This window comes from Streptomyces sp. NPDC093109, assembly GCF_040701725.1.
Classification (GTDB): domain Bacteria; phylum Actinomycetota; class Actinomycetes; order Streptomycetales; family Streptomycetaceae; genus Streptomyces.
On the sequence record NZ_JBFBEZ010000043.1, the window covers coordinates 36173 to 55124 of the forward strand.

The following is an 18952-nucleotide window of genomic DNA, read 5'->3' on the forward strand; positions in this document are numbered from 1 at the left end:
TCACGCCGCCCACCCCCGGACCAGCAGCTCGTCCTGCTCGTAGCCGCGGCGGTTGTCCTCGTCCTCGACGTCGTCGAGGACCCCGGCCATGACCTCCAGGTACGCGGCGGCGTGCCCGGTGTCGGCGAAGCCCGCGGCGACCATGTCGCGCAGCGCCTCGCGGCGGGTGTACTCCTCGGTGAAGGCCAGCAGCAGCGCCTCGCGCCGCTCCAGGTCCGTCAGCGTCGAGGGGATGTCGTACTCGGCGCCCAGGACCAGGTCGATGTCGAGCCCCAGCTCGATCGACAGTCCGATCCGGGTGGCGGCCGTGCCGGGAGCAAGCGGGATTCGCTTGATCGTGATCGGTTGCGTCATGCTGTTCACGCGGTTCCACTCCTTTGGGTGAGATGGATTCCGAAGTGGCCCCGGGGGTGTGTCCGCACCTGATCCGGGGCTGCGCCCATTCGGGTCGGCCAGATGGCCACGGCCACGGCACATCCCGTACAGGCGATGCGCCGGACCGAATCCGTCCGGACGTCCTCACGCTGGCGGCCCGCACGGCCACCACCAGCGCAAAGGCTGTTCTCTTACTTCTCGACTCTCTGTTGAGTTCTTCTCGGTACACCGGGCTCGGTACAGCTCCGAGGCGGTCCGGTGTCGCCGTTTTTGGCATGGCTGTGCCGTCACACTTCGTGAGTTGCACTCACTCGGCGTCGCCTTGCCGGGAATGACATTCCCAGGATTGCGGCACGCTGTCAATCATCGCGGCCCGTCATTCCCAGGATTAAAAGACCATGCCCTCTAGTCCCGGGATTGTGGTTCACTGGGGGCGCCGAGAAGGAGGAGATCACCGGACATGCCGCCCAAGTGGAAAGTCCTCGCCGACGAGATCGCCGCGAAAATCACCAGCGGCGAGTACGCGCCCGGGGACCGCCTGCCCAAGATCGAGGACCAGGTCAGCGCCGGGAGAGGGTCCAAGACCACCGTCCACGCCGCGTACAAGGCGCTGGAAGCCGACGGGCTGGTCACCTCGTCGCGTGGCCACGGAACGGTCGTACGGGAGCGCACCACCCTGGCGACCGCCGCCGAACGTGAACAGCGCAGCAAGGTCACCGGATCGTCCTGGCGGGCCGGGGAGCGCTCCGACTCCCACATGGCAGGCGTCGTCTCCGCGCCCCCGGACGTGGCCGAAGCTCTGGAGATCGCGCCGGGCGACCTCGTGCTCCGCCGCTCCCGTACCTACCGCGACGAGCGGGACAGTGACGTCATCAGTCACTCGACGTCATGGATTCCGGCGGTCTTCGCCGAAGAACTGCCCGAACTGGCCATGGGCCGACGGCTGAGCAACGGCACGTCGATCGACATGATCACGCGCCACACCGGCCGTCCGGTCGCCCGCCGGTACAGCTCCATGTGGGCCCGGACCACCACACCGGCCGACGCCGGGCCGCTTGAGATCCCCGAAGACACAAAGGCCGCCATCATCGTGCTGACGGTCCGGATCGTCGACACCAGCGGCATGACGATCGAGTACGGCGTCGACATCGGCGGCCCCGGTCGCCGCTGGACCAAGCAGGAGGTCAGCGAATGACCGCCCTGCCCCACGACGACACCCTCATCGGCACCTCGGCCCCGGACGACAGGAGCGTGATGGTGGAACGGCGGACCGGTCCGGCCAAGCTCGTCCTGATGGCCGGCCTCCCCGGCTCCGGGAAGACGACGCTCGCCCTGGAGCTGGAGCGCCAGGGCTTTCTGCGCCTGTGCCCGGACGAGCGGGTCTGGCAGGAACACGGCCACTACGGGCGGGACTTCCCGCGCGGGGAGTATCTCGTCAGGGAACGCCCGATCCTCGCGCGAATCACCACCGAGCTGCGGACCGCCCTGGTCAACGGCCGCGATGTCGTCATGGATCATGGGTTCTGGACGGTCGATGAGCGCGAGAAATGGCGCGAGGTGGGAGAGAAGGCCGGCGCCAACGTCGTACTCCTGTACCTGCCCGGCGATCTCGACGCCTTGTGGGAGCGGATCGAGGAACGCAACCGGGCGACCTTCGACAGCCCCAACGCCATGTACTTCAGCGAGGACGACCTACGGCGGCACGCGCGCCGCTTCCGCGCTCCGGGGCCGGACGAACCGCACCTGGTCTACGACGGGCGCCTGGAGCCGGTGCTCTCCGCGCTGGAACGGCGACCGCCGGACCCCGGCGACACTCCGAATCGACCCGCTGACCACACGTGACCGCCGGACGGGGGAGAATGGCCCGCGAAACGCAAACAGGCCCCTGTGGGGGGCCTGTCGGTCGCGCTCGCCGGTTGTGGTGGTCGGCGCCGCGACAAGCACCTGACAAGGAGGTGCCTGCAATGTTCAGCAGGCTACGCGTACCCGCTGCCCGTGGGCCAGCGAAACACGGCGACACGCCGGTGGCGGCGCGCACTTCCTGTGCGGCGGGACTGCGTCGCGAGTTCTCTCCCGGAAGGCGGGATCTCGGGGTATCTGTACCGAATACCCGGTACGGCACAGCTCCGGTCCCCGGCCCGACGATCACCGGCCGCGCCGATGCCTTCTATCGGCTCAACTACCACTTCATCGCCGGTTTCCCCAACCGGCGAAAGGACGCCACCATGGTCATCATGACCGCACGCGCCCCGTAAACGCAGAGGGCCGTCCCTGCGCCAACAGGAACGGCCCTCTCAATCGCTGACTCAGATTCCAGCCCTACAAAGCCACGTCCCCTGAGTCGTACGTCGGCGGTAACGCCGGGCTCCCGACCCCTTGGGGCCCAGTCACCACTGCCAGGGTAACCGGCTGACCGGCCTTTACGCAGCACCACCCCTAGGCCCGTCCGGTTACCTGGTGAAGATCACCGACGTGCGGCTCTCACCCTGATTGGGAGAGAACGCACCCCATGTACCACCCCCGCCGACGCTGCACAGCGCAGCCCGCGACGCCAGTCTCCGCAGCTGCGAACGGTGCCGTGTCCGCCCCGGCCGCCCAGGCGGTGGCCCTGTGAGCGAGCGGCTGAACGACCCGAACGAACTCGACGAGACCCTTGAGGTCGGCCTCGGCCGACGCGCCCCGTTCAGCCAGCTCGGCGACTGGGTGCTGTTCTCCGGTGTGGACTCCGACGCCCGGACTCTGTACTGGGGCTTGTCCGCGCACATCAACACCAGTGTCCGTGACGACACCGAGGTCTGGCCGGGCCTGGCCGCACTGGCGCGGATTCTCCAGCTCAAGAAGCCGGAGAACGTGACGAAGTACATGCTCCAGCTGGAGGTCATCGGCGCGATCGAAGTGGTCCGCACGATGATCGGCCTCGTCCGCCGGAACCGTTACATCGTCCACCAGACGCCGCCGGCCTCCCACACCGGCGCCCAGTCGACGAGCCAGTGGTACGCGCTGAACCGCGGCCCGAAGGGCGAGTCGGCCGAGGCCCGCAAGGAGCGCGAGACCCAGTTCGACAAGTGGCTCGCAGCCGTCCACGACGGCCTCAAGGCGCACTGCGACAAGGTCGCCAGGGCGCGCGCCGCCGCGAAGAAGGCGAAGGCCGCGTTCCCGGCCGTCGAGCTGTTCGTAGCGCCGGTCCTGGCGGACTTCCGTACCCCCTCCAGCGGGGGTACGTACCCCCGCTGGAGGGGGTTCGGTACCCCCTGGGGAGGGGGTTGAACGAGACCAAGGAGAACCAGACCAATCTCTCTCTCCTCTGCAGGCCGTCGCAGAGGCTCCGCCAGAGGCGGCTGCGCCGAAGAACGAGAGAGAGAGCGGCGCTTCGCCCGACAAGCCACAGACCTCCGCCGCGACTCCCGTCGTCAACGCTTGGGCCACGGGCTTGCGAGCGGCTGGACACGCGTTCCTGCCGAAGCGAGCAGCTGTCATCGCGGCCGAGGCGGCTGAGCTCCTGGCCGCCGGCCACTCCGCCGAGCACCTGTGCCGGGTTGCCGAGTGGATGGGCCGCAACAAGCCGCAGTGGAAGGTCATCGAGGACGCGATGACCTGGCATGAGGCCCCGCAGCGGGTCGTCCCGGCCCAGCGGGCGGACGTCTTCACCCGTCAGGACGCGATCGACGCGTGCGGCTGGTGCGATCCGTACGGCCAGATCGAGGTGGGCGACAAGGTTGCCTTCTGCAAGCACGAAGCCCCTGCGGCTGTCGCGGCCACCCCGACCACGGAGGCTCCGGCAGACCAGGGCGTCGCCCCGGCTGGTGAGACCCCGATGCCAGGCAATACCCAGAGCCTGAGCGAGCTGTTCGCGTCGCTCCGTCAGCCCACCTTCTGAACCCCGTCGGCGGAACACAAACGGCGTCCGGGGAACCTTGGCAGGCCCGGACGCCGTACGACCTCACCAGGAGATCACTGATGACTGTAGTACCGCCTCAGTCGACGGGCGCCGACGACGTCCAGGCCCGGGCCTTCGAGCGGGTCCCTCCGCACAGCCGGGAGGCCGAGATGTCGGTGCTGGGCAGCATGATGCTGTCCCGGAGCGCCGCGATCGACTGCCAGGACATCGTCAAGGAGGAGGACTACTACTGGCCGCTCCACGCGACGGTCCACCAGGTCATCGTCGAACTGCACTCCCAGGAGCAGCCGTGCGACCCCATCCAGCTCGGTGCCGAGCTCCAGCGGCGGGGCGAGCTCTCCCGAGTCGGCGGAGCGTCCTACCTCCACGCCCTGGTCCAGTCCGTCGACACACCTGCCAGCGCCGTCTACCACGCCGAGATCGTCCGTGAGCGGGGCATCCTGCGGCGTCTGATCGAGGCCGGCATTTCCATCACCCAGGCCGGATTCGCCGCGGAGGGCGAGATCGACGACATCGTCGCGGACGCCGCAGCGAAGATCGCGGCCGTCGTCGAGGGCACCGGAAAGGAGGACGACTTCGTACTCCCGGCTCAGACCCTGGAACACACCCTGGACCTGGTCGACAAGGCCAAGAACGGCAGCGGTGTCACCGGCATCTCCACCGGCTTCACCGACCTCGACTCGCTGACCAGTGGGCTCCAGCCCGGCCAGATGATCGTGGTGGCCGGGCGTCCGGGCATGGGGAAGTCCACCTTCGCCATGGATGTCGCCCGGTCCTGCGCGGTCAAGCACAACGTCCCCGCCGCGTTTATCTCGCTGGAGATGGGCGTCGACGAACTGAACATGCGCCTGCTGTCCGCCGAGGCCAAGGTCGCCCTGCACCACCTGCGCAACGGCACCACCACCGACGACGACTGGACCCGCCTGGCGCGCGCGACGCCCCGGATCAGCGAGGCCCCGCTCTACATCAACGAGTCGGCGAACACCCTGGGCGCAATCCAGGCCAAGCTGCGCCGGCTGAAGTCCCGCCGGCCCGACCTCGGCCTGGTCGTCATCGACTACCTGCAGCTCATGACTGTCGGCCACCGCCCGGAGTCCCGCGAACGCGAGGTCGCCGAGATCAGCACCAGCATCAAGCGGCTCGCCAAGGAGCTGCAGGTGCCGATCATCGCCCTGGCCCAGCTCAACCGCGGCCCCGAGCTCCGCGCCGACAAGCGGCCCACCAAGGCCGACCTGCGCGAGTCCGGCTCGCTGGAGCAGGACGCGGACATCGTCGCGCTCCTCCACCGCGAGGACGCCTACGAGAAGGACAGCCCCCGCTCCGGCGAGGTCGACCTGATCATCGACAAGCACCGAGGCGGGCCGACCGCCACGATCACGATCGCCAACCAGCTGCACTACAGCCGGTTCGTCGACATGGCGCAGACCTGATCGGAATCTTGTGGGACCTCAAATCCCGTGTCGGAATCTCACGACCAATGTCGGATCGACGGCGGATGCGACACCGGCCGTGAGACCGCCCAGGTCAGAGGACCGGCGGCCCGAACCGCCCGGCGCGGACCGTCGAGGAAACGACACGGGCGTGAGACTCCAGCGTCCGACACGTCGTGAGACTGCGGATGAAACCGCAGGTCATGAAGGCGGCATCCGACACGAGCGGCGAGAACCTACAAATCTGTAGGTTCTCAAATCCCGTGTCATCTTCTCCGCCGCAGAATCTGTTAACAGGCCGTTGTGCCCCCATATCACCAGTGATAGGTGCGGCCGTACCGCCCCCATCACCACAGCTCACAGCCCTTCTCCGCCCCGTTCAGGCGCGAACGGCACGCGACTCCTCGCGCAGTGGGCAGGAGTTCTGAGGCTCGGTCGGGGCGGCCGGCGGTCGGAAACGGCAGTTCATCGGCTGGACGAAACCCGTGAGTAAAGATGGCAAGGGCCTGTTAATAGCATAGAGGGAGGGGGCGGCGCCTGTCACCCAAAGGGGTGACAGGCGCCGCGTGGGGCGTCCCGGGGAAGAACGCGCGGTCAGTGCCCATGAAAAGGACGCGCTCCGCGCGGCGACTTAGGGGTCCCAGCAGTTCCCGCCGAAAAACAACGCTAAGCAGCTGCGGCCCAGTTCAGAGGGTGGATCAGGGCAGCCGCAGCGGATGCCCGCCGAGGGGTGCCCGGAGCGCGGTCCTGGTCACTGGCAGAGAGCGCTGACCCGGTTCTCGTACTCGCGGCGGGCCTTGCGCTGTGCCGGGACTGCCGGTGCGCCCTGGGTGCCGTCGAGGGGCTGGCAGCGGGTGAGGAGCTGGCGGTGGACGGCGGGGACGGCGCTGACGCGCAGGGTGTAGCCCTGACCGCGTCGCACGGTAACCCCGTGGTCGAGCGCGGCCCGCTCGGCGGGCTCCAGTTCGGTGGCGCGGAGGAAGTCGGCGACCTTGCCTGGCATGTCGAGGGTGACCGGCAGCTCCGCTGCTGACGCGCCCTCCTCGATGGCGGTGCCGTCGGGCAGGAGGTCGGCGACGGCCGTGCGGATCGCCCCGCGGCTGACGCCGTGTTCCCGGGCGAGGGCGGCAATCGAGCGGCCCTCCAGGTAGGCGGTGCGCACGTCGGCGGTCGTCTCGGCCGGGACGGCGGGGCGGCGTCCGCCCTTGTTGCCCTTGGCCTCGGCGGCCCGCAGCCCGTCGTATGTCAGCTCGCGCTGGAGGTCGCGCTGGAGTTCGCCGGCGGCGGCGAGGGTCTGCACCATGAACTTCACCGTGGACAGCAGCTCTCCGGTCCGCGGGTGGCGGGCCGTGAGCTCCATCGCGGAGAACGCGCCGTCGTGGATACGCAGGGCGACCTAGTCGCGGTGCAGGACGTCGAGCACGTCGAGGATGTGCCCGGTGCCGCGCACCAGGCGGAACATCTCGGAGATGTGCACGGTGTCGCCCGGCCGCGCGTACGTCAGCAGCTCGCGGAACTTCGGGCGCTGGAGCGGGTGGAGGCGGCTGGAGGTGCCGCCGTCCTCCTCGAAGACGACCGGATCCTCGATCCCGGCCTCGGCCAGGACGAGATCCTGCCGGGCGGTCGACTGCTGGTCGGTCGAGACCCGCTTGTAGACCAGGTTCGCCACCGAGGGCCCCTTCCGTGCGGAGGATCGGACCCTACCTGTCGTCAAACCCTGTCAGCAATCACCATCGGATCCGATTGGATTCGATCCGCCGTGAACCCCCGGATTGCACGGGTTCATTGGACGCGTCTGGCGCCTGTCGTCATTCGATCGTTTACCGACAGGCGCCAGACGCTCCCTTCAATGAATCAACATCGATCTCACCTCCGGGCCTCAGACGTGGAGTTCCTGCGGAAAGCCGGTCCAGCGAAGCTCGGCGGGGAGGTGGCCTGAGTCGTTGAAGAGGAGGATCGACGGGGGGCGGCCGGGCGCATAGCGGATGACAGTCAGTGCCGCGTTGGCGTGGTTGATGCCCATCCAACGCCACTTCGGCGCGTCGAGGGCGGCTCGGACGAGCCAGCCGACGAGGAAGTTGTGGGTGACGACAAGTTCGTGGCGTGGTTCGTCGCCGACGACGGGTCCAGTGAAGTCCGCGAGCGCCGCCGCCGCGAGGGCGGGTCCCTGCTCGCGTTGCTCAGCCGGGAACTGGTCTAGGAACCCGAGCATGGCGTCAGCCGCCTCGGTCGGCAGCTCCTCGCGCGCCGGGAGGTAGGGAATGTAGTCGCCGGCTGCATCGGAGCACCGACGGTGGACGCCGTCGAGCTGTTCACCGACCAGCCGGGCGGTCTGTTCAGCACGGGCGAGCGGCCCGTGGTGGATCGCCGCCAGCGGGACGCCACGGAGCCGCTCCCCGAGCAGGGCGGCCTGGCGGCGGCCTGCCTCCGTCAGTTCACTTTCGTCCGACGATGCCTCGCCGTGGCGGGTGAGATAGAGGTAGCGGGCGGCCGTACCGGTCATGGGCGGGTCCTTCAGGAAAGTCGATCTTGCGGACTAATGGAGGGACGCCGACCACCCAGGGCCGGTTCCACGAAGGGGTGGGGTGTGTACCGCCCTTCCCCGTGGGGTGGCGCCGGGACCGATCGTCGCTCTACAGCCCGGCTGCGGGCTCGTCCGTACCAACGGTCCGCAGCGGCCGGTGTCCCTGCTCGTCGAGCTGGGCCAGTTCGTGTTCGTAGTCGACGGTGATGGAGCCGTAGTAGTTCACCACCGAGCTGCGAGCCGGGGAGATGTGCGCCAGGACCTCGGCGTCCACCTCGCGGCCGGCCCCGCGCAGCTCGCCGACTGCCAGGCCCATGTACTCGGTGTGCCAGCAGACCACCGCGTTCGTCACCACCGTCAGGCACCACGCCTGCTCGTTCTGCTGCTCGGGCTGACGGCGGGTGATCTTGCCCTCGCGGGCGTAGTGGAGCTGGCGGCGCAGGGCATGCAGGGACTCGCCCTTGACCAACGGCGAGACCGTACGAAGGGCTCCGGCGGACGGTTCCGCCGGAGCCCTTCACATCAAGACCGTTGTCGCCGATAACCGCTGTACCGATGTTCCAACCGCCGGTTCGTACACTGCGAGGGTGAAAGACCATAGGGCCACCAGGATCTATGCACGTCCGGCGCCCGCCTTGCGGCGGTACGTCGGCTCGTATGTCGGTTTCGATCTTCGTGGGTTCCCGGCGGGGGTGCACTGCGGTCCGCCGGGCCGCGTGCTCACTGCGGTGATCAGTCTGTCCGGCCCTTTGGAGGTGGCGGCGGGCGTCGACGACGGGTCACCGGTCACCCAATTCGGCAGCGTGGCCGGCGGTCTGATGCGCCGGTCCGTCGCGATCCACCACGACGGACGCCAGGAAGGCGTGCAGGTGTCGCTGACACCGCTCGGGGCCCGGGCCGTCTACGGCATGCCCGCCGCTGATCTCGCCCACCGACTGGTCCCACTCGACGAGCTTCTCGGAGCGCTCGGCGTCGAGCTGGTCGACCGGCTCCGCGCGGCGACGACATGGGCCGCGCGGTTCGCCGCGCTGGACGAGTTGCTCCTGCGAGCCGTCGGCCGCGGCGCCGGCGGCGACCGCGTGTCCCGGGTGCGCCCCGAGGTGGCCGAGGCATGGCGTCGCCTCTTGGCCGCGCGGGGCCGCGTCCAGGTTGGGGCGGTCGCCGCAGAACTGGGCTGGAGCCGTCGGTACCTCACCGAGCGGTTTCGCGGTGAGGTGGGCCTGTCGCCGAAGACCTTCGCCCGGGTTCTGCGCTTCGAGCACGCGCACGAACTGGCCACCACGCACGACCCGCTTCCGTGGGCCGATGTGGCGACCGTCTCCGGCTACGCCGACCAGGCCCATCTCGTCCGGGACTGGAGCGAGTTCACGGGCCGATCGCCGACAGCATGGCGTCGCGGCGAAGTCCTGCTCGGGACCGGGTAGTCGCCGACCGCGCCGCCCATCGCGTCGGCTTCCGTTCCCTTTTCTTCAAGACCACCCGATTGCCGTCCTGTGACGATCGTCGGCATGAGACTCGTCAATCACGAACCCAACGCCATCGACCTGCGGACCACCCCCGTGCACCTCGGGCTGGGGTCGAGAGCGAAACCCGTCGAGGGCTTCGCCTGGGACCCGGAGGTGCTCCATGCCTACAGCGCCGCGGTTGCGGCGGACGGCGCCGAGGGCCGGATGGTGACGGTCTTCGACGGCGACGGCCCCGGCGACCATTGGGAGCGCCACCCCGCCGGCGACGAACTGGTCGTCTGCCTCAGCGGGTCGGTGACGGTCACCCGCGATGTGGACGGAGTGCCCGACCGGGTTGTGCTCGGGCCGGGCGAGGCCACCGTCAACCCGGCCGGGACATGGCACGCGGTCGACATGGCGGGGCCGGCGTCCATCCTGACCATCACCGCTGGCCTTGGCACCGACCACCGTCCCCGGACCGAAGCCCGCCCGACCGAGCACGCCGGCACGTCCGGCCCGCGAACACCGTGACGACCCGTGTCGCGTGCCTCGGCGACAGCCTCACCCGCGCGCAGTTCAGCGTCGACTACCTGGACCTTCTCGAACGACGCCGCCCTCCCGGCGACGTACGGCTCGCCCGCTTCGGCGTCAACGGCGACTTCGCCCACAACCTCTCACGGCGCCTCGATGCTGTCGTCGCGGACTCACCCGACGTGATCACCGTGCTGATCGGGACCAACGACGCCCGAGCGAACCTCGTCGGCTACCCCGTTGAGCGGGCCATGAAGCGCAAGCTACTCCCCGAGCGCCCGTCGGCCGGCTGGTTCCAGCAGTGCCTGGGAGCCGTCGTCGAACGGCTGCGAACGGAGACCGACGCGACGATCGCTCTGCTGTCCCTCCCGGTCCTCGGCCAACAACTCGACGGAGCCGCGGCACGGGCATCACAGGCGTACAGCCGCATGATCGCCGAGGTCGCCACCACCAACAAGGCGACCTACCTCCCGCTCCACGAACGCCAGACCGAGGAACTACGCCAGGCGGACCCGCCGCCGATCCCCTACCGGGACCCGACGCCCGCGGCGAGCGTCAGCGTCCTGGTCCGGCACGCCGTGCTGCGCCGCAGCCTCGACACGATCTCGCGGCGCCGAGGTCTTGTGCTCACGACCGACCACATCCACCAGAACAGCCGCGGCGCCGCCCTTGTCGCCGAGGTCATCGACACCTGGCTCCCGACCCGGAGCGCGTAGCCGGTTCCGGCGGCGGCCCCTTTCCTGCGTATTCGGTTCCCGCCCCTACCGGGGCAGGCAACGACGACCGGACCATCTCGAACGCTCTCGGCTACCACGACAAACCACCACCCGCCGGCTCAACGAGACCGGCGGGACCTGGAGCCGATACGCCGTTGGGGATCACACACGGTCACCGGCAGGTTGGGTTCCACGGGGAACTGGCGTCAGTTGATTACGAGAGTCCGCCAGTACCGAGGCCGGGGAGACCACGGGCGTGGTCCGGGGTGGGGTCGTCCTCCAGCACGCGACGGACGGACTCGACGGCGGCCTGCTCCGAGCGGGCCAACTCGCGGAGGATCTTCTCGGCCGCGTCGCTGTAGAACGCGTGCGTCTGTGCGACATCCCGCGAGTTCCCCTGAGCCCCGCCGAGTCCTTGTCCCCGTGGCCAGGGTGTTCTGCCTCCTTGGGATGCTCTTCAAGCTGGTGACGTAACTTCAGGATTCTTGAAGCGTTCTCATTTCGTCCGATCGATCCGTGATCGGGGTGAAGGTGAGGAGGCTCGGGTTGGCGCTGGCAGCCGTACGCGACCTGCGCGAGTACCGGGATCCGGTCTCGGCTGAGGAGCTGGAGCAGTTCGAGACCGACGTGCTCGCCGGCTTCGTGCTCGCGCGGGCTTCGGCGGGCCTGGCGGACGGCACGATCCGCGGGGACGTCGGGCACCTGGACCAGATGCGGGCCTGGTTCGGCCGACCGCTGTGGGATATGGAGCCGGCCGACGCCGACGGGTACTTCGGGAAGGTGCTGCGGGGCTCGCCGAGCGGCACCCGGCTGGCCCGCGCGCAGGCGCTGACCACGTACTTCCTGTTCTTGGAGCTGCGGCACAAGGTCGAGATCCATCGGATGACCGGGCGGATCGTCGAGTGCCCGATCGACGAGATGAACCGGCCGCGGGGATCCAAGGACGCGGCTCTGCGGATTCCGCCGACAGAGCCGGAGATCAAAACGCTGTTTAGCGGCTGGGGCGGCGAGCTGGCGACCTGCCGCAAGTTCGCCCCGACCGCGCGGAACTACACCGCGGCGAAACTGATGTCGCAGGTCGGACTCAGGGTGAGCGAGGCATGCAAGCTCGACCTGGCCGACATCAAGTGGGAGCTGGGCCGCTTCGGCAAGCTCCACGTGCGTCACGGCAAGGGCGCCCGCGGCTCGGGCCCGCGCGAGCGGATGGTGCCGCTGATCAACGGCGCGGACCGCACGCTGCGGTGGTTCATCGAGGACGTCTGGGGCCAGTTCGACGAAGACCACACCCGTCCCAATGCCCCGCTGTTCCCCTCCGAGCGCAAGAACTCAGACGGCTCCTCGCGCCGCGTCGGCGACGACGCGTTACGCAACGGTCTGGCCGCCGCGGCAAAGGCCCATCTGCCCGGCTGGTCCGACACGCTCACGCCGCACGTCCTGCGGCACTTCTGCGCGTCCGAGCTCTATCTCGGGGGTCTTGATCTGCTCGGGATCCAGGAGGTCCTCGGGCACTCCTGGATCGCCACCACGATGCGGTACATCCACGTCCAGCAGACCCGGGTCGAGGACGCCTGGGTGTCCGGGCAGCAGCGGGCCGCGAAGCGGCTGGAAGGACTGATGGAATGAAGTGGAACCTGCGGCTGACCGCCGCGAACAAAGGCATCTGGAAGGCGTCCGAACTCCAGCGGAGCCTGGCCGAACACGGCTTGGTGATCTCGGCCGGGAAGATGTCCGGCCTGTGGTCCGGCCAGCCGGTCTCCCTCAAACTGGAGGACCTCGACGTGATCTGCGTCGTGCTCGGATGTGAGATCAGCGATCTGCTGATTCCCGAGCCCGGGAAGGTCAAGCGCCCCGGTCAGCAGGCTGTCGTCCAAGAGGCCACGACCGGCTCCGTGGTGGCCCCGGCCGTCGTGCCCAAGCGCCGCGACGGCCGTTCCCTGCCGCCGATGTGACCTGGTCACACCACCATGGGGAAGATCAGCGAGAACAAGCCGGCGGCCTCCTGCTCTGGCTGTTTCGCCTGGGGGCAGCTGCCCGGCCGGTTCTGCCGCGGCTGCTACACCTACGGCCAGCAACACGCCGTCGGCGCATGCGTCGGCTGCCGGCGGCAGGTCCCGGTCGATGACAAGCACGGCTACTGCCGCCTCTGCCGGGCCCAGGCGACCTGGGCGATCAAGGCCAGCGGCAAAGCTTCGGTGATCGAGCCGTACCTACAGCAGGTGACCTGCCAGCAGCTGTTCTTCGCGAACCTCCAGCGGCCCAAGAACGGCGGGCCGCGAGTCGGCAAGGCCGGACGGCGCGTGCTGAAGCCGCCGCCACTTCCCGAACCGCCTCGCGTGATCACGCCGTCAACGCAACTGACACTGTTCACCGTCACTCGGGACTTCCGCCGGTTCGACCGCGAACTCCACGCCGACCTGGCCAATCCATGGCTGGTCCGGGCCCGGCAGGCCGCTCGGGCACTGGGCGAGGCTCGCGGCTGGAGCCGCTGGATCACCAGCGATGTGAACCGAGCCCTGGTCATCGTGCTGTCCGGCTTCCGCGAAGGTGAATCGATCCGATACTCCGAGCTCTTCCCGGCCCTACGAGTCCGCGGGCTACCCGTCGTGCGGACCGCCGAAGTCCTCGACCGCCTCGGCCTGTTCGCCGACGACCGGGCCCCCGCCGTCGACCGGTGGTTGGAGCGAAAGCTCGACGGGATGCCCCCGGGCATCCATCGCGCCGTCGAAGCCTGGGTTCGCACTCTCCTCAACGGTGGCCCGCGATCCGAGCCTCGCTCCCGGCATACGACATGGGCCTACCTGGGTGAGATCCAGCCGGTGCTGCTGGAGTGGTCCAGCCGCTACGACCACCTGCGACAGGTCAGCCGGGAGGACATCATCACGGCCCGGGACGCTGTCACTGGCAAACAGCGCGAAAGCCGGATCGTTGCACTGCGGTCACTGTTCCGGCACGCGAAGAAGAACGGCCAGATCTTCCGCAACCCCACGATCCGCATCCGTGTCCCCCGGCAGACCGGCGGCGTCCTCCAGGCCCTCGTCCAGGCGGACATCGACGAGGCCATCGCCACGGCCACCACCCCAGACATCCGGCTCATCGTCGCCCTGGCCGCCGTCCACGCGGCACGGCCGAAGATGATCCGCACCATGCAGCTGGACGACGTCGACCTGGGCAACCGGCGCATCACCGTCGGCGGCCACGTCCGCCCACTCGACGACCTCACCCGCCGTGCGGTCCTGGACTGGCTCGATTACCGCCGCAGCCGCTGGCCGAATACGGCCAACACCCACCTGCTGATCACCCAGAAGACCGCCGTTGAACTCGGCCCGGCCGGCAAGCTCTGGACCACCCGGGCCACCCGCAACCTCACCGCCACCCTCGAACGGCTCCGCGTCGACCGCCAGCTCGAAGAAGCCCTCACCCACGGCGCCGACCCGCTCCACCTCGCACTGGTCTTCGGCATCGACGAGAAGACCGCCATCCGCTACGCGGACTCGGCGCGGGCACTGCTGGATCAGGCAGCCGAGCACTCACCGTCGCCCTCGGGAAAAGAACTTGGCCCGGACTGACGGGACTTGAAGAATGACGGCCATGCAGATTCGACAGGCATGGCCTGATGATGCGTCAGCCGTCGCCGGTGCCTACGTGCGCTCCTGGCAAGCGGCCTTTGCCGGTCTTGTTCCCCAGCACTACCTCGATGCCATGGACCCAAGCCGCGAAGAGTCCGAGTGGAGGACACGGATCACGGAAACACGGTGGGCATCGTCGGGGGTACTGGTAGCCGAAACCGAGGCCGGGATCGTCGGATTCGCAAGTTTCGGCCCGTCTCAGGACATCCCTGGCACCGCGGAAATCGGCACGCTCTACGCGATGCCCGAGGCCTGGGGCACGGGGATCGGAAAGCAGCTGATGCTGGCCACGATGGCGGCTCTCGGCCAGGCCGACTACACACAGGCCACCTTGTGGGTCCTGGAAGACAACGAACGTGCCCGGCGCTTCTACGAAGCCGCCGGCTGGGGCGCAGACGGCGCAGCCGTGGAGGACTCCACCGGCGGCGCCTCTCTCAACAAGTTGCGCTACCGCCGCCCTCTTGGCTAGCCCGCTCACCGTTTTGTCCGTCCACGGAGCCCGGAAGCGGCGTGGTCGCGGGTTCGAGTCGAACTCGCGGGTCCGATGCCGTTCGGCATGACGACGGACCTCTGGGTTCCCGGCAAGGACTCTTCAGTTTGCGTGAACCCGCGGGACTCACGGCCCCGAAGTCCTAGCCCAGACACCGGGGAGCAAGTAACCCACCGGTAGGAAGTGGTCGCTACGGGGCAGGGTTGAGGGTCTTGTGCACGACGCCGACGGACACCTTGACGGCGGCGGCGATCTCGCGGATGGACTGGCCTTCGGCGCGGCGGGCGAGGATCACGCGGCGCTTGTCGTCGTCCACGACGGGTCGGCGGCCGCCGACGCGGCCGCGTGCGCGGGCGGAGTCGAGGCCGTTCTTCGTCTTCTTCACGATGTCGCGCCGCCGGTCCTCGGCGAGCGCGAGCGCGAGGTCCAGGATGAGGGAGCGTTCGGTGTGCTCGCCGGCGGCGATGCCCTCCAGGACCTTGACGGCGAAGCCGCGCTGGAAGAGGTCGTTGAGGACGATCAGCCCTTCGAGGAGGTTGCGGCCCAGGCGGTCGACCTCCTGGACGGTGAGCATGTCGCCGTCGCGCAGGTAGTCCAGGGCGGCGGTCAGGCCGGGCCGCTCGTCCACGGCGAGCTTGCCGCTGACCTTCTCCTCGAAGACCTTGAGGCAGATCGCATCGAGGGCGTCGTGCTGGCGCAGTGTCTTCTGCTTGTCGGTGCTGACGCGGACCAGTCCGATAAGCGCCACGGGGCAGCCCTTCCGTTCATCAAACGTCTCCAGACGGCGGTCTGAACGCTAGCAGTTGATGAACGGGAAAATGAACGGTTCCGACGAGGAGCCGGGCCGCGGGGCGGCTCCACGCCGTGTGTTCGGTAAACGGTCGATTGATGAACGGTCGGATCGGGTGCAGACCGGCCGATAGGATCGCCGGACATAGCTGGGGGGAAGAAGCGAATGGGTAATCTCGGTGGCTACCAGACGATAACGACAATCGTCAAAAGCCTCGGTGGGCCCGCCAAGGCCACGGTCATCGTCGGGTCCGGGGTTGCCACGGGCGGTTACGTGGTCCTGCGATGCGCCGAAGCTGGAGTGAAGAAGGCAGTCAAAGCGTCGAAGGCCGCTCTGGCGAAGAGGAGCGCGCCCTGCGCGACGAAGGACCAGGTTTTCGAGGTCGTCTCCGACGGCGGAGACGGCAGCGGCCTGAGACTGAGCGTCGGCGACGAGTACCGAGTGATGGATTGCGACGGGGATGCGGTCCAGATCGAGGTGCTGGGCGGTGCTGGCAATCCCTACTTCGTGTCCGCCGCGTTCTTGAGGTCGGTTTCGGGCTTCCCAACAGAATCTGACACTGTCCGGTGATTCAGAAGACGTTCTCTCCTTGAAGATCACCCTGCGGGGCGGAGCAGTCCCTTGCGGTAGAGGCTGGTAGCGATGTGCACGATGTCGCCACGGGCTCTGGACGGGCTGATGCCCAGTCGGCGGGCGTTCGCGGTCACCGCGCCGTCCAGGCCGCCGTCGGCCGACACGGAACGGAAGATGGGGTCCCAGCAGTTCCCGCCGAAAAAACAACGCTAAGCCCGTGGGGCTCCCCTGATCTGGCGTGATCTCGGAGAAGGCGGAGCAGCGGCCCGTTGCCGTGTGCAGGGTGGCTCGTTGGGCTGACCGGGTGACGGTGGTAGGAGGGGCGGGCGGATGGCGACGAGGGTGTTCAGTGATGAGGAGCTGGAGGCGCTGCGGTCGTTCCCGACGATCGGCAAGGACGAGCTGATTCGGTACTTCACCCTCACCCCGGCCGACGAGGCGTTTCTGCGGAAGTTGGGGTGCCGGTAAGAACTCTGTCACCAGCCGCAAACGGGGCACTTCGAGACTGAGCAGGGATCGTCAGGTGAGGAAGGCGGCGAGGGTCCCGGCGATGACGGCGGCGAGGGTGATGACCGCGACGAAGGTGGTGGCGGCGCGGGTGAGGGCCGTGGGGTAGCTGGCGTTGTCCATGCGGGCGAGCTTGCCCGCGCCGACGGCTGCCAGCAGCGCGACGACGGTCACGAATGCGGTGGTGAGGAGGACAATGGCGATGGTCACGGCAATCTCCCGGTAGGAGTGGGGGTGTTGACGTGATCGAAGGTCGCGGAAGCGGTGTTCGCCGTGGTTCGCCGGGAGGAAGATGAACACCGGCGAACACGACGGTCCTGGGGGCGCGCACCGTGCACGACGAGTACAACGACCAGAACGCTGCGCTGGCCGAGCTGCGGCGGAGACTGCGGAACGGGATGGCCCGCATGCGGCTGAACCAGAAGGACCTTGTCGCGCGTGCCGGGCTGGGGCGCACGGCGGTGTCGCAGGCACTCTCACCGACGGCGCCTGCCCCCTCGGAGAAGACGGTTGCCGCCCTGGCCCGTGCGCTGAGGCTGCCGGTGGAGGAACTGCTGGAGTTGCAGCGGAGCGCGGCCGGGGACACCGGGGGCCGGGTGCTGCCGGTGCCGGGCCGTGCGATCGGTGAGTGGGATCCGCACCACCTGGAGGTCCACCCGGCCGGGCCCGGCCGCAGTGCCTCCGGGCCAGCTGCGGGGGTGCGGCCGATGCCCGCATACGTACGGCGCGAGCACGACCGGGTCCTGGCCGGGCTGGTGGAGGACGCCGCAGCCGGCCGCAGTGGGGCCGTGGTGCTGGTGGGCGGTTCCTCGACGGGGAAGACGCGGGCGTGCTGGGAGGCTGTGCAGCCGCTCGCGGAGAAGGGGTGGCGGCTGTGGCATCCCTTCGACCCGACCCGCGCCCAGGACGCCCTGGATGACCTGCCTCGTGTCGCGCCGCGCACCGTGGTGTGGCTGAACGAGGCCCAGCACTACCTCGGCGACCGCGCGGCGGGCGAGCGGATCGCGGCGGCGGTTCACCGGCTGCTGGTGACCGCGGAGCGCGGGCCGGTCCTGGTGCTGGGCACGCTCTGGCCCGAGTACGCCGCCCGGTACACGGCCCTGCCCGCACCGGGTGAGGGCGATCCGCACAGTCGGGTGCGGGAGTTGCTGGCTGGCCGCGTGCTGACCGTTCCCGAGGCGTTCGACGCTCCGGCGCTGGCCGTCGCAGCCGCTTTAGCGGAAAGCGGGGACCGGCTTCTGGCCGACGCCCTCGGTCGTGCGGGCGCCGACGGGCGCATCGCCCAGGACCTCGCCGGTGCCCCCGAACTCCTCAACCGCTACCGGCACGCGACCCCGGCCGCCGCGGCGGTACTGGCAGCAGCGATGGACGCCCGCCGCCTCGGTGTTGGCCTCCATCTCCCCCAGGCATTCCTCACCGAAGCCGCCGCCGACTACCTCACCGACACCGACTACGACCAGCTCACCGAAGACTGGTCGGAGCAGGCTTTCGCCGGACTCGCCGCACCCGTCCATGGCAAACAAGCCCCTCTACGACGCACCACCCCCCGCACCCAGCGACGTCCCCCCGCCCCGGCCCCAGCCGTTCACGGCCCAGCCCCCTCGACCGCGGGACCGATGTTCCGACTTGCCGACTACCTCGAACAGCACGGCCGCACCAGCCGCAGGCACCTGTGCCCGCCCGCGTCGTTCTGGCACGCCGCCCACACCCACCTCACCGACCCTGACGACCTCAGCAACCTCACCCAGGCTGCCGAGAACCGACAGCGCCTGGAATGGGCCCACTCCCTTCGCCAGCGCGCCGCAGACCACGGCAGCACCGACGCCCTGCTGCGCCTGGCCGAGATGCGGTTGGTGGCCGGGGACCGGGACGGCGCCGAAGCCCTCTACCAGCAGGCCGCCGACCACGGCAGCACTGACGCCCTGTACAGCCTGGCCGTGATGCGGGAGGAGGCCGGGGACCGGGACGGCGCCGAAGCACTGGCCCGGCAGGCCGCCGACCACGGCAAACCCCACGCCCTGCTGCGCCTGGCCGAGATGCGGGAGGT

The 18952-nt window shown here is 69.1% G+C and carries 23 protein-coding genes; 15 read left to right on the forward strand and 8 right to left on the reverse strand.

Going from position 1 to position 18952, the window contains the following annotated elements; all coding sequences use genetic code 11:
* Positions 1–363 (reverse strand): hypothetical protein, encoded by a 363-nt coding sequence (locus AB0389_RS30835; RefSeq protein WP_366398813.1) that lies wholly within the window; start codon positions 361–363, stop codon positions 1–3.
* A gap of 472 nt (positions 364–835) precedes the next feature.
* On the opposite strand from AB0389_RS30835, the gene AB0389_RS30840 reads away from it, so the two are divergent.
* From AB0389_RS30840 to dnaB, 5 genes are all read left to right on the forward strand, one after another.
* On the forward strand, positions 836–1570 hold the full coding sequence (locus AB0389_RS30840; RefSeq protein ID WP_366398814.1) for a GntR family transcriptional regulator: 735 nt from the start codon (positions 836–838) through the stop codon (positions 1568–1570).
* On the forward strand, positions 1567–2217 hold the full coding sequence (locus tag AB0389_RS30845) for an ATP-binding protein (protein ID WP_366398815.1): 651 nt from the start codon (positions 1567–1569) through the stop codon (positions 2215–2217). Before AB0389_RS30840 ends, AB0389_RS30845 begins: the two co-directional genes overlap by 4 nt.
* A gap of 768 nt (positions 2218–2985) precedes the next feature.
* Complete coding sequence (locus AB0389_RS30850) at positions 2986–3642, forward strand: hypothetical protein (protein ID WP_366398816.1); 657 nt, start codon at positions 2986–2988, stop codon at positions 3640–3642.
* Between the two features lie 163 nt (positions 3643–3805).
* Positions 3806–4252 carry a hypothetical protein gene (locus AB0389_RS30855; RefSeq protein ID WP_366398817.1) on the forward strand — a complete coding sequence of 149 codons (447 nt, stop codon included), beginning with the start codon at positions 3806–3808 and terminating at the stop codon, positions 4250–4252.
* A gap of 80 nt (positions 4253–4332) precedes the next feature.
* Positions 4333–5703, forward strand: a complete 1371-nt coding sequence (gene dnaB / locus AB0389_RS30860; RefSeq protein ID WP_366398818.1) for a replicative DNA helicase — start codon at positions 4333–4335, stop codon at positions 5701–5703.
* Positions 5704–6454: 751 nt separating this feature from the next.
* Here dnaB and AB0389_RS30865 read toward each other — a convergent pair.
* The 4 genes from AB0389_RS30865 to AB0389_RS30880 all read right to left on the reverse strand — a co-directional run bounded on the left by AB0389_RS30865 (position 6455) and on the right by AB0389_RS30880 (position 8696).
* Positions 6455–7063, reverse strand: a complete 609-nt coding sequence (locus tag AB0389_RS30865) for a hypothetical protein (protein ID WP_366398819.1) — start codon at positions 7061–7063, stop codon at positions 6455–6457.
* A gap of 36 nt (positions 7064–7099) precedes the next feature.
* A complete protein-coding gene (locus AB0389_RS30870) occupies positions 7100–7372 on the reverse strand; it encodes a recombinase family protein (protein ID WP_366398820.1) in 273 nt (90 codons plus the stop codon).
* Positions 7373–7582: 210 nt separating this feature from the next.
* Positions 7583–8206: a histidine phosphatase family protein gene (locus AB0389_RS30875; protein ID WP_366398821.1), complete on the reverse strand. Its 624-nt coding sequence runs from the start codon at positions 8204–8206 to the stop codon at positions 7583–7585.
* Between the two features lie 130 nt (positions 8207–8336).
* On the reverse strand, positions 8337–8696 hold the full coding sequence (locus AB0389_RS30880) for a Tn3 family transposase (protein ID WP_366398822.1): 360 nt from the start codon (positions 8694–8696) through the stop codon (positions 8337–8339).
* Between the two features lie 118 nt (positions 8697–8814).
* Here AB0389_RS30880 and AB0389_RS30885 point away from each other — a divergent pair, with 118 nt between their 5' ends.
* From AB0389_RS30885 to AB0389_RS30915, 7 genes are all read left to right on the forward strand, one after another.
* Positions 8815–9651: a helix-turn-helix domain-containing protein gene (locus AB0389_RS30885; RefSeq protein ID WP_366398823.1), complete on the forward strand. Its 837-nt coding sequence runs from the start codon at positions 8815–8817 to the stop codon at positions 9649–9651.
* Between the two features lie 84 nt (positions 9652–9735).
* A complete protein-coding gene (locus tag AB0389_RS30890) occupies positions 9736–10203 on the forward strand; it encodes a cupin domain-containing protein (protein WP_366398824.1) in 468 nt (155 codons plus the stop codon).
* Positions 10200–10919, forward strand: a complete 720-nt coding sequence (locus AB0389_RS30895; protein WP_366398825.1) for a GDSL-type esterase/lipase family protein — start codon at positions 10200–10202, stop codon at positions 10917–10919. Before AB0389_RS30890 ends, AB0389_RS30895 begins: the two co-directional genes overlap by 4 nt.
* 546 nt (positions 10920–11465) lie before the next feature.
* Positions 11466–12542 carry a site-specific integrase gene (locus AB0389_RS30900; RefSeq protein WP_366398826.1) on the forward strand — a complete coding sequence of 359 codons (1077 nt, stop codon included), beginning with the start codon at positions 11466–11468 and terminating at the stop codon, positions 12540–12542.
* Complete coding sequence (locus tag AB0389_RS30905; RefSeq protein WP_366398827.1) at positions 12539–12868, forward strand: helix-turn-helix transcriptional regulator; 330 nt, start codon at positions 12539–12541, stop codon at positions 12866–12868. The genes AB0389_RS30900 and AB0389_RS30905 overlap by 4 nt, the downstream gene beginning before the upstream one ends.
* 15 nt (positions 12869–12883) lie before the next feature.
* Positions 12884–14485 (forward strand): hypothetical protein, encoded by a 1602-nt coding sequence (locus AB0389_RS30910; RefSeq protein ID WP_366398828.1) that lies wholly within the window; start codon positions 12884–12886, stop codon positions 14483–14485.
* Positions 14486–14507: 22 nt separating this feature from the next.
* Positions 14508–15014, forward strand: coding sequence for a GNAT family N-acetyltransferase (locus AB0389_RS30915; RefSeq protein ID WP_366398829.1), 507 nt, complete (start codon positions 14508–14510; stop codon positions 15012–15014).
* 211 nt (positions 15015–15225) lie between these two features.
* Here AB0389_RS30915 and AB0389_RS30920 read toward each other — a convergent pair whose 3' ends face one another.
* The gene (locus tag AB0389_RS30920; protein ID WP_366398830.1) at positions 15226–15783 is read right to left on the reverse strand and encodes a recombinase family protein; all 558 of its coding nucleotides are present in this window, start codon (positions 15781–15783) and stop codon (positions 15226–15228) included.
* A 207-nt stretch (positions 15784–15990) separates the two neighbouring features.
* On the opposite strand from AB0389_RS30920, the gene AB0389_RS30925 reads away from it, so the two are divergent.
* The gene (locus AB0389_RS30925) at positions 15991–16395 is read left to right on the forward strand and encodes a hypothetical protein (protein ID WP_366398831.1); all 405 of its coding nucleotides are present in this window, start codon (positions 15991–15993) and stop codon (positions 16393–16395) included.
* 26 nt (positions 16396–16421) lie between these two features.
* Here the strand turns inward: AB0389_RS30925 and AB0389_RS30930 are convergent, their stop codons facing one another.
* Positions 16422–16562, reverse strand: coding sequence for a hypothetical protein (locus AB0389_RS30930; protein ID WP_366398832.1), 141 nt, complete (start codon positions 16560–16562; stop codon positions 16422–16424).
* Between the two features lie 166 nt (positions 16563–16728).
* Here AB0389_RS30930 and AB0389_RS30935 point away from each other — a divergent pair, with 166 nt between their 5' ends.
* On the forward strand, positions 16729–16866 hold the full coding sequence (locus tag AB0389_RS30935) for a hypothetical protein (RefSeq protein WP_366398833.1): 138 nt from the start codon (positions 16729–16731) through the stop codon (positions 16864–16866).
* A 51-nt stretch (positions 16867–16917) separates the two neighbouring features.
* Here AB0389_RS30935 and AB0389_RS30940 read toward each other — a convergent pair whose 3' ends face one another.
* Positions 16918–17115, reverse strand: a complete 198-nt coding sequence (locus AB0389_RS30940; protein ID WP_366398834.1) for a hypothetical protein — start codon at positions 17113–17115, stop codon at positions 16918–16920.
* 122 nt (positions 17116–17237) lie between these two features.
* Here AB0389_RS30940 and AB0389_RS30945 point away from each other — a divergent pair.
* Positions 17238–18952, forward strand: a 1715-nt coding sequence (locus AB0389_RS30945; RefSeq protein WP_366398835.1) for a helix-turn-helix domain-containing protein, incomplete at its 3' end; no start/stop codon positions are given.

What these genes read in the sequence shown, in the direction of transcription:
- AB0389_RS30840 (WP_366398814.1), top strand. Translation starts at nt 836, where the DNA reads ATGCCGCCCAAGTGGAAAGTCCTCGCCGACGAGATCGCCGCGAAAATC.
- AB0389_RS30845 (WP_366398815.1), top strand. Translation starts at nt 1,567, where the DNA reads ATGACCGCCCTGCCCCACGACGACACCCTCATCGGCACCTCGGCCCCG.
- dnaB (WP_366398818.1), top strand. Translation starts at nt 4,333, where the DNA reads ATGACTGTAGTACCGCCTCAGTCGACGGGCGCCGACGACGTCCAGGCC.
- AB0389_RS30865 (WP_366398819.1), bottom strand. Translation starts at nt 7,063, where the DNA reads ATGGAGCTCACGGCCCGCCACCCGCGGACCGGAGAGCTGCTGTCCACG.
- AB0389_RS30875 (WP_366398821.1), bottom strand. Translation starts at nt 8,206, where the DNA reads ATGACCGGTACGGCCGCCCGCTACCTCTATCTCACCCGCCACGGCGAG.
- AB0389_RS30890 (WP_366398824.1), top strand. Translation starts at nt 9,736, where the DNA reads ATGAGACTCGTCAATCACGAACCCAACGCCATCGACCTGCGGACCACC.
- AB0389_RS30905 (WP_366398827.1), top strand. Translation starts at nt 12,539, where the DNA reads ATGAAGTGGAACCTGCGGCTGACCGCCGCGAACAAAGGCATCTGGAAG.
- AB0389_RS30910 (WP_366398828.1), top strand. Translation starts at nt 12,884, where the DNA reads ATGGGGAAGATCAGCGAGAACAAGCCGGCGGCCTCCTGCTCTGGCTGT.
- AB0389_RS30915 (WP_366398829.1), top strand. Translation starts at nt 14,508, where the DNA reads ATGCAGATTCGACAGGCATGGCCTGATGATGCGTCAGCCGTCGCCGGT.
- AB0389_RS30925 (WP_366398831.1), top strand. Translation starts at nt 15,991, where the DNA reads ATGGGTAATCTCGGTGGCTACCAGACGATAACGACAATCGTCAAAAGC.
- AB0389_RS30935 (WP_366398833.1), top strand. Translation starts at nt 16,729, where the DNA reads ATGGCGACGAGGGTGTTCAGTGATGAGGAGCTGGAGGCGCTGCGGTCG.